Source organism: uncultured Helcococcus sp., from assembly GCF_946998255.1.
GTDB lineage: Bacteria > Bacillota > Clostridia > Tissierellales > Peptoniphilaceae > Helcococcus.
Genome location: NZ_CAMPYN010000011.1, coordinates 18,849 through 28,086, shown reverse-complemented (window position 1 = coordinate 28,086; position 9,238 = coordinate 18,849). Strand labels below are relative to the sequence as shown.

The 9,238-nt window shown below is 33.6% G+C and carries 7 protein-coding genes; 1 reads left to right on the top strand and 6 read right to left on the bottom strand.

Translation table 11 applies throughout. The features are described from left to right. Nucleotides 1-46: 46 nt before the first annotated feature. The 5 genes from upp to Q0U66_RS01880 are packed head-to-tail and all read right to left on the bottom strand — an operon-like array spanning nucleotide 47 to nucleotide 4,078. Nucleotides 47-676, bottom strand: a complete 630-nt coding sequence (gene upp / locus Q0U66_RS01900; RefSeq protein ID WP_103981784.1) for a uracil phosphoribosyltransferase — start codon at nucleotides 674-676, stop codon at nucleotides 47-49. A 15-nt stretch (nucleotides 677-691) separates the two neighbouring features. Continuing rightward, a complete protein-coding gene (locus tag Q0U66_RS01895; RefSeq protein WP_297376908.1) occupies nucleotides 692-1,714 on the bottom strand; it encodes an L-threonylcarbamoyladenylate synthase in 1,023 nt (340 codons plus the stop codon). A 6-nt stretch (nucleotides 1,715-1,720) separates the two neighbouring features. Then, on the bottom strand, nucleotides 1,721-2,698 hold the full coding sequence (locus tag Q0U66_RS01890) for a cation diffusion facilitator family transporter (RefSeq protein WP_297376906.1): 978 nt from the start codon (nucleotides 2,696-2,698) through the stop codon (nucleotides 1,721-1,723). 1 nt (nucleotide 2,699) lies between these two features. Next, complete coding sequence (locus Q0U66_RS01885) at nucleotides 2,700-3,371, bottom strand: HAD family hydrolase (protein WP_297376905.1); 672 nt, start codon at nucleotides 3,369-3,371, stop codon at nucleotides 2,700-2,702. Next, nucleotides 3,368-4,078, bottom strand: coding sequence for an RNA methyltransferase (locus tag Q0U66_RS01880; RefSeq protein ID WP_297376903.1), 711 nt, complete (start codon nucleotides 4,076-4,078; stop codon nucleotides 3,368-3,370). The genes Q0U66_RS01885 and Q0U66_RS01880 overlap by 4 nt, the downstream gene beginning before the upstream one ends. A gap of 95 nt (nucleotides 4,079-4,173) precedes the next feature. Between Q0U66_RS01880 and Q0U66_RS01875 the strand changes: the two genes are divergently transcribed. Continuing rightward, entirely contained in the window at nucleotides 4,174-5,622 is a 1,449-nt protein-coding gene (locus tag Q0U66_RS01875; RefSeq protein ID WP_297376901.1) for a nicotinate phosphoribosyltransferase, read from the top strand. 80 nt (nucleotides 5,623-5,702) lie between these two features. On the opposite strand, the gene Q0U66_RS01870 is transcribed toward Q0U66_RS01875, so the two are convergent. Further along, nucleotides 5,703-9,197, bottom strand: coding sequence for an FtsX-like permease family protein (locus tag Q0U66_RS01870; protein WP_297376900.1), 3,495 nt, complete (start codon nucleotides 9,195-9,197; stop codon nucleotides 5,703-5,705). Nucleotides 9,198-9,238: the final 41 nt, after the last annotated feature.

Here is a 9,238-nt window from a genome sequence, read left to right as displayed (position 1 = left end):
AAAAAAATCTGTTGGAAAATAAAATTTCCAACAGATTTTTGCTTTTTTACTTAGTTCCAAATAACCTATCACCAGCATCTCCTAAACCTGGGATAATATATGCATCTTCATTTAAGCCCTTATCTAAGGCAGCTACATAAATAGCTACATCAGGATGAGCATCTTGAACAGCCTTCACCCCTTCAGGAGCTGCAACTATATTTATAAGTCTAATATCTTGGCAACCTTGTTTTTTCAATTCACTTATAGCATCGATGGCTGAACCACCTGTTGCTAACATTGGGTCTAAAACAAATATTTTTCTATCTTCTACATCAGAAGGTAATTTAGCATAGTAAGGTACTGGTTTTAGACTTTCTTCATCCCTATACATACCAATATGTCCTACTTTTGCAGATGGAATGAGAGATAACATACCGTCAACCATACCAAGACCAGCACGTAAGATAGGCACTAGTCCCATTTTCTTTCCGGCTAACTTGTAACCAACAGTTTTTTCTATAGGTGTTTCAATTTCATAGGTTTCTAATTCTAAATCTCTACAAACTTCATAGCACATCAATTGCGAAATTTCAGTTACCACTTTTCTAAATTCGTTGGTACCTGTATTTTTATCTCTGATAATAGATAATTTGTGCTTGATTAAAGGATGATCTAATACTGTTAATTTTCCCATAGTCTACTCCTGATATTAAATTATGTGTTTTATGTTGTTTCCCGCCGCCTTATTAAGTCGATTCATTATACTTAGTCCAAAGCCCTTTTCTTCGACTCCTTGGACTAGGATAGTTTCGACTTTTTTGTCATCCATAGTTCTAAATGATTCAAAAAGAATGTGTGCCATCTCACTTAAATCATCTTTACTTCCCATACTTATGACTTTTTCACTTTCTGGAAAATTATGGATTTGATCTTCAAAAACCATTATACCAATATTTTCCTTATCTTGGCTAATTTTTTTCATTTCATTTATAACTTTGCCATCATCCCCCATGAAAACTACAACTTTAGCTCTTGGTGAATAATGTTTATACTTTTGACCTGGTGACTTTGGAGTTTGGTCCTTGTCTTTTAAAGCCAAGTCCAAGTCAACCTGTCCAAAATATTCTTCCAAAATCTCTTGGGTATAATAACCCGGCCTTAAAATTTTTACAGGTGAAACACTCAAATCTAAAACGGTTGACTCTATCCCTATCTTAGAATCACCTCCATCAAGTATAGCTTCTATCCTACCGTCCATATCTGCTAAGACTGCCTTGGCACTTGTTGGTGACGGCCTGCCAGAAATATTAGCTGATGGAGCAGCTAAAGGAGATCCTGCTAGGCTTATAAGGTCTCTAGTAAGTTTTTTGTCCGGCATCCTTATGGCAACCGTGTCAAGGCCTGCACTCACTTCATCTGGTATTAGAGAGCTTTTTTTTAAGATAACTGTTAGAGGGCCCGGCCACAATTTAGATAAAATATCCGCATAAACTGGGTCAAGGTTTTCTACCAGGTCATAAATTTGATTTATTTCAGAAATATGTAAAATCAAAGGATTATCCATGGGCCTCTTTTTAGCAGTGAATATTTTTTTTACAGCTTCTGAATTCAATCCATCTGCAGCTAGACCATAAACTGTTTCTGTAGGTATAGCCACCAGACCACCTGCCTTCAAAATTTCTGCTAATTCTTTTAACTTATCATCTTTTTGCTTGTAAACTTTAGTTTCCATATCTTCCTACTTATCAATATCATCTAAGACACTTTCATCTTCTATCTTTTTAAATTTATCTTTTTCTAGTAAATAGCTAGGGTCAACATGGATATTCATATCTATCCCCAACTTTTCTCTTATTTCATTTTCAACTTCATCTACTATGCCGTGCATAGAGTAAACATCAATATTTGCTGGTACTTCCATATGACAAGAACCAAACATTCTTCCTTTTCCATATTCATGGATGTCTATTTTATGCACACCTCTAACATATTTTTTGCTTAAAATAAGATCTTCAATTTCTTCTATAATCTTGTCATCTACCTTTTTACCTAATAAAACATTTCCTATTTCTGCAAATATTTCTATACCTGATTTTATGATTATCAAAGATATCAAAAGTCCCACTATACCATCTAAGTTGATTTTTAATAAAGGGGTCAATAGGCTAGAAATAAGGACTATGGATGTGGCTAGGACATCATTGATGGAGTCTTTGGCTACCGACTTATTAAGCAGTGAATCACTTAATTTATAAACCTTATTATTAAATAGGTACATATAAAATTTCAGACCTATAGATATAATAAGAATGATTATTGTAAAAATACTTGTGTTTATATCCTTAGGATTTATTACATTTTTTACAGAATTTATTAATAATTCAAAACCTACAAGTAAAACAAACATGCCAATAAACATCGAGGCTATATATTCGCTTCTTCCATGGCCATAAGGGTGGTCATGGTCTGCAGGCTTGGCTGCAAATTTAGCCCCTAAAATAGTTACAACCGAGCTCAAGCTATCAGTAAGGTTATTAATAGCATCAGAAATAATGGCTATAGATGAGGCAAGCAATCCTATGCTAATCTTCATTAAAAATAGGACTATGTTAATGGCCAATGACAGGTATCCCGATATCTTTATTAAATTATCTCTATTTCTTTTTTTCGAGAAATCTCTTGAGCCAATTAACTTATCTATTAGCAAATTTAACATCTTAGCCTCTTAATTTATCAATTACTTCCCTTGCTTCTTCTGCTGTATCTACCAAATAATCAGGACTTAAATTTTCTAAAAATTCACGACTTCTAAAGCCCCAGCTTACTGCTAAGGAAACTACTCCAGCATTTTTTGCAGTTTCTACGTCGACGTCACTATCTCCCACATAAACAACCTGGTCCTTGTCCATTTCAAACCTTTCAACTATGGAATTTAATACTTGTGGGTGAGGCTTTGAAGGAACTCCAACTTTTTGACCTTCAATATAGTCAAAAAGACCTTCTTCAAAGATAACTGCCATCAAAGGTTTTAATACCTTGTCAGGTTTGTTGGAATATGCAGCAACTAGGTAGTCATTTTCTTTTAGATATCTTACAAGCTCTTCTAAACCTGGATATGTTTTTGTAAGATATGAAGGATTTGCATTGTATCTTTTTGTGTACTCTTGTAAAACTTCTTCAATCTTTTCCTTGTTATCATAGTCTTTTTCATGGTATTGGATAGATTTTTCAATTAAATAATATGACCCATACCCCAATATACTCAACATGTATTTTGCGTCATTTACTTCTTTAAATCCATAGTCAACCAAGGTATCATTTACATGGTAAGTTATAGTGTCTAAGGTATCTAACAGGGTTCCATCTACATCAAAAGCTATTAATTTCATCTTTTCCTCCTAAATTCATAAAGTCCTATAGAAGTTGCTATAGGTAAATTCAAACTGTCAACATCTTTGCTTTGGGGGATAAAAACTTTTTCTCCATATTTTTCAAATCCATTTGGTAGCCCCGAGGCTTCATTGCCCATAACTAGCGCAAAGGGTTCTTCTACTTTTTTGTGGTATATACTATCTTTTTCATCCAAAGATAGCATAAATAAATACATCTTATTTTTATGGTCTTTCAAATATTCTTCCATATTTTCATAATGGCTAATTCTCAACTTAAAGAATGCTCCCATAGAAGCTCTTATAACCTTGGGATTAAAATAATCAGCAACATTCCCTATTAAAACTAAGTCTTTTACCGAAAAAGCAAGCATAGACCTCATGATGGTACCAAGATTTCCCATATCTGAAATCTCATGCAAGACCACATGGTTTTTATTTTTTAACACTGGTTGACTTTCCTTTTTGAAGGCTGCGATAACTAAGGTCTTATCTTTATTTGCAATCCTTCTTATAGTTTTACCAGATATTTCATAATAAATATTTTTCTCATTCAAAATATCTATCAACTTTTCCTTGTCCTTATAATTTTCATCTATAAAAACCGCTTCAACTTCCTTGTCACTCTGCAAAAGTTCAATAGTTGGAAAGGCACCTAGGGTATAGGAATATTCACTTTTTTTATTATATCTTTTATATTTTTTCATAAAATCTCCTAAGCTACATTATAACACTATCACAATCTTTATTAAAATAATGGTATAATAAAGCTATAACTTTTAAATAAAAGATTGGAGATTAAATGGATAATAAAAATAGAAAGCTTAGCCTATTGATGGACTTTTACGAACTAACAATGGCTAATGGCTATTTCAAAAATGGTCACAAAGACACCATAGCCCACTACGACCTTTACTATAGAAGCGCTCCAGATGGAGCAGTTTTCTCAATAGCTGGCGGTTTGGGTTCCGTGATTGAATATATAGAAAACCTTAGATTTGATGAAGAAGAATTGAAATTTTTATCAAATAAGGGAATCTTTGAAGAAGAATTTATAGATTATTTAAGAAACTTTAAATTTGAATGTGATATCAGAGCAGTTAGAGAAGGATCTATCATCTTTCCTAACCAACCTATACTAACTGTTAGGGGACCTTTTGTACAGGCTCAACTTTTAGAAACCATGCTATTAATATTGATTAACCACCAATCCTTGATAGCAACCAAGGCTTCTAGAATAGTAAGGGCTGCCCAAGGCAGAACAGTCCTAGAATTTGGTTCAAGAAGAGCTCAAGGTCCAGATGCTGCTAACCTAGGTGCAAAGGCTGCTTATATAGCTGGAGCTAAAGGGTCAGCCAACACCTTATCAGACTTTGAATATGGTGTACCTGCCTTAGGAACAATGGCCCACTCATGGGTACAATCCTTTGATAGCGAATATGAAGCCTTCAAAACCTATGCACAAACCTATCCAAACAATGCAATTTTATTAGTTGATACCTACAACACCCTAAAATCAGGTATTCCAAATGCTATTAAAGTATTTGATGAAGTCTTGAAACCTTTAGGAATTGAAAATCCTGGTATCAGGTTAGACTCTGGTGACTTAGCCTACCTATCCAAGGAAGCAAGAAAAATGCTTGATGAGGCAGGTTGGCCAAAGGCAAGTATAGCTGCATCAAATTCACTAGATGAATTTAAAATCAGCGACATAATAAGCCAAGGTGGACAAATAGATACCTTTGGAGTTGGTGAAAGACTGATAACATCAAAATCACAACCTGTATTTGGTGGTGTTTATAAACTAGTAGCTGTAGAAAAAGATGGTGTAGTTACACCAAAAATCAAGGTTTCAGAAAATGTAGAAAAGATTACTACACCTGGTCTAAAACAAACCTACAGAATCTATGACAAAGGCACCAAGAAGGCGAAGGCTGACTTGATTACACTTATAGATGAAGAAATTGATGAAAGCAAGCCACTTACAATCTTCCATCCAATTCATACATGGAAGAGGACTACTCTTGAAAACTTCTATGTAAAAGCACAATTAGTGGATATATATAAGAATGGTAAACTTGTTTACGAAAATCCTACTTTAGATGAAGTGAGAGCCTATGCTAAGGAAGAACTAAACACCCTATGGGATGAATACAAGAGATTCGATTCCCCACAAATCTACAAGATGGACCTTTCAGAAAAATTGTGGACCTTGAAAAATGACTTGTTGAATGAAGCCAGGGATAAGTAAAACTTATCAAAGCCTGAACTCAATCATATAAACAAAAAGCAGGTAATTGACCTAAGTCAATTACCTGCTTTCTTTTTATATTATTCTACACCCTTAAGGGCATCAACCATTGATATTTTCTTCATGTGTCTATTAGCTACAAGTATTACTAAAATAGTAAATACTGAGATAATAACAGCTGCCAATAGGTAGGATATAGGATTTAGGTAAGGGTTAAATAAGATTGAGCCTGGAGATAGTTTATAGACTATCATATTGTGCATAAATTTAGCCACACCTATTCCTAATAGCATGCCTATCGTGCTCAATATAAAGTTTTCCTTAAATACGTATGATGCAACTTCTTTTGGTCTAAAACCGAGAACTCTTATGGTTGCTATTTCTCTAACTCTCTCAGATATATTGATATTTGTTAGGTTATATAAAACAACAAAGGTCAATAAGGCTGATAGAGCCACAACCAAGACTATAACCATCTTCAAGGAATTACTTAAGTCATCCAAGTTATCCTTTAAACTCTTATTGTTCAAGTAAGTCAAGTAGGCATCATAACCTTTTAACTTTGAATCATATTCATCTACTTGGTCTTCTTCCATATTTTCAAATTTCACCAATAAAGTATTTTTTTCTTGTAAGGAATCAACTTCTTTTTTGTAGGTATTTTCTGTCATATAGATTTTATGACCCAAATAGTGTTCAACTATTTGGCCTATTTCTAGACTTCTAAGTTTACCATTTGGATCCTTAAATTCTAAAAGATCTCCTTCAGATAGTCCCATTATCTCAGCTAATTTTTCATTGATAATTATCTTACCATCTTCTAACTTGTAGGTCACTTTTCCATTTTTTGACCTTAGATCTATAAAATCACTTAGCTTATTTGTATCTTCAACTGCTACAAAACTAACATCTTCTTTAAGGTCTGCCTTATTTTTAATAGATCCATTAGTTTGGATTATATTTAAAATTTCATGACTATCTTTTTTAACTCTTTCTAAAAAGTCATCATAATCGTCTGCATCCTTATTGTAGATGATTTGTGAATCATACTGGTATATATCTTCAAATTGCTTGTCTGACACATTTACTATTGACTTATATATACCAAAGGCCATGGCTATAAGTCCAAAGGATCCCGCAACTGCAAAGATTGTCATAAACAATCTGACCTTAGACCTCATTATATTTCTTACTGATATTTTATTTAAGAATGAAAGTCTTGACCAGATAAATTTAATCTTTTCAAAGACTGTTCTTACTGCTTTTTTAGGCGGTTTTGGTCTCATTAGGTTGGCTGCTTTTTCCTTCAAAGAATTTGAAACTGATAAAACTACCGTCAAGGCAATGACAATTACAGATATTACAAATATCAATAATCCCAACTGCCACTTAAATATCATAGGGTTGTTAGCAAGGTCAGTGCTTGATAAATAAGCATTTACAACTGGTGGCATTAGTATATAAAAACCAATTACTATACCTAAGATGGTACCTATTAGACCAGCTGAAAGTCCATAGACCATAAACTTGCTTAGTATTGATCCCTTTGAATATCCCAAGGCTTTAAAAGTACCTATTTCTAGCCTATCCGTTTCTATCATCCTTAGAATAGTTGTAAGGGTAACTAAAATAGCAACAAGGTAAAATAAGCTTGTAAAGATTATCGCTAAGTTTCTTAAGCTATCAGCTTGGGATAAGACTGAATAAAAGCTTTGGTTGTCATACTTACCCTCTACTTCATATAAAGGAACCTTTATTTTTTCTATATCCCTTTCAGCCTTTGCTATATCTTTTTCAGACTTTTCTATTTTTTCTAAGGCCTCTACCTTTTCTTTTTCAAATTTTTCAAGGCCGTCTTCATAGTCTTTTAATCCATTTTGGTAGTCAACAAGACCTTTTTGGTACTTGTTTTCTGCATCGTCCAAGGTCTTTCTTTGTCTAGCTATTTCAGCTTTACCACTAGCCTCTTCTTTATTTATCCTTACTAGATTATCATTTAATTCTTTTTGTTTTTCGTTTAATTTAGCTTGACTTTCATCTAACTTTTTCTTAGCTTGGTCTAATTGTTCTCTTGCATCAGCTTCTTTCTTATCAGCTTCTGCTCTAGCTTCTCCAAGCTTTTTTAGTCCATTTTCAATTTCAAGGCTAGCTTGGTCCAGTTTTTCCTTTTCTCCAGCAAATTTTTCAAGCCCCTTATTTTTTTCTTCTGTTAAATATTTTTGACCTGCTTCTAGCATATACATACCTTTATTGTATTCTGCCTGCATTTGTGCAAGCCTATCTTGGTCAAAATTAGGGTCTTTTTTGGCTTGATCAAGGGCCATCTTAAGTTTAAATAGGTCATCCTTGTTATTTGCTAAATCTTCCTCTGCCCTTTTTATTTTTTCTTGGAAATCAGCATAAGCCTTATTGTATAAGTCTTTTGACTTGTCTAGATCTTCTTTACCACTGTTTAACTTATTTTCTTCTTCTTGTAATTTGTCTTTTCCTACTTGTATCTCTTTTTCAAACTTAGATAAAGAAGTTTGATATTCTTTCTTGCCTGAGTCAATTTCCTTTTGACCTTGGTCTATCTGTCTTTGGCCGTCCTCAATCTTTTGTCTAGCTGTTGCAATATTATTCTTTAATTTTTCTTCTCCATCAGATAGTTTTTTCTTTCCATCTCTGATGTCAACTTGAGCCTTGTCTAGTTTTAACTTAGCCTTAATCAAGTCCTTATCAGCTTGGTCTAGGTCTTTTTGACCCTTAGCTAATTTATCTTTAGCATCTTGGATTTCTTTCTTGCCTTTATTTATTTCTTTTTCAGCCTCTTCTTTGATAGATTTTTCAACTTCCTTTGGTCTTTGTCCCAAAAGATCATTTAACTTGTCTGCGTAAGCACTTTCTTCATGCCTATAGTCTAAACTTCTAATATCAAAATCTGCCAAGGCTGGTATTTTAAGCAAGGATGTGTCTGCATATTTTTTATTTAAAGCATCTCTTGTAACTACAGCAAAGTAATCAGAGGCTGAAAGTCCTGAGTCTCTTGAGTTCGAAATATGTTCAACAGAATTTACATAGCCTACTATTTCAAATGCTTCCTGGCTTAAGATATTTTCCTTATCAATATTTTCCTTGTTTTTAAAAGAAATTTTTTGACCAATTTTATTGCCATGGTCTTCAAGGTAGGCATAATCCAAGGCTATTTCATTTTTGTTTGCAGGTAGTCTTCCTTCAACAGTTGTAAATTTATCTATTTCCTTTGTATCTTGGTAGATATTTACAGAATAGTTTTGGTCTTTGAGGTTAAATATTTCATTTGACCTATATTCCACCTTAGCCTTTTCAAAGGATTCCAAGATTTTTTTATCTTCCTCCCTTATCCCAGTATAGGAAGAGACCTTGAGGTCATGAAAGTTATGACTTTGAACCCTGTCAACTAGCATAGCTTTCATATTTGGAACACCAGCTGCTAGACCAATAAATACCATGGCACTTAGGCCCGTCATAGCTATGATAGCTAGGTACCTAGAAAAAGAATCTTTAATTGTTCTAATAGTGGTCTTCCATAAGGAAGATGTAAAAAACTTCTTCATATAACTCTCTTTTTTATATTTGTTTTAAATTCCCATCTTCA

What these genes read in the sequence shown, in the direction of transcription:
- Q0U66_RS01890 (WP_297376906.1), bottom strand. Translation starts at nt 2,698, where the DNA reads ATGTTAAATTTGCTAATAGATAAGTTAATTGGCTCAAGAGATTTCTCG.
- Q0U66_RS01880 (WP_297376903.1), bottom strand. Translation starts at nt 4,078, where the DNA reads ATGAAAAAATATAAAAGATATAATAAAAAAAGTGAATATTCCTATACC.
- Q0U66_RS01870 (WP_297376900.1), bottom strand. Translation starts at nt 9,197, where the DNA reads ATGAAGAAGTTTTTTACATCTTCCTTATGGAAGACCACTATTAGAACA.
- Q0U66_RS01885 (WP_297376905.1), bottom strand. Translation starts at nt 3,371, where the DNA reads ATGAAATTAATAGCTTTTGATGTAGATGGAACCCTGTTAGATACCTTA.
- Q0U66_RS01895 (WP_297376908.1), bottom strand. Translation starts at nt 1,714, where the DNA reads ATGGAAACTAAAGTTTACAAGCAAAAAGATGATAAGTTAAAAGAATTA.
- upp (WP_103981784.1), bottom strand. Translation starts at nt 676, where the DNA reads ATGGGAAAATTAACAGTATTAGATCATCCTTTAATCAAGCACAAATTA.
- Q0U66_RS01875 (WP_297376901.1), top strand. Translation starts at nt 4,174, where the DNA reads ATGGATAATAAAAATAGAAAGCTTAGCCTATTGATGGACTTTTACGAA.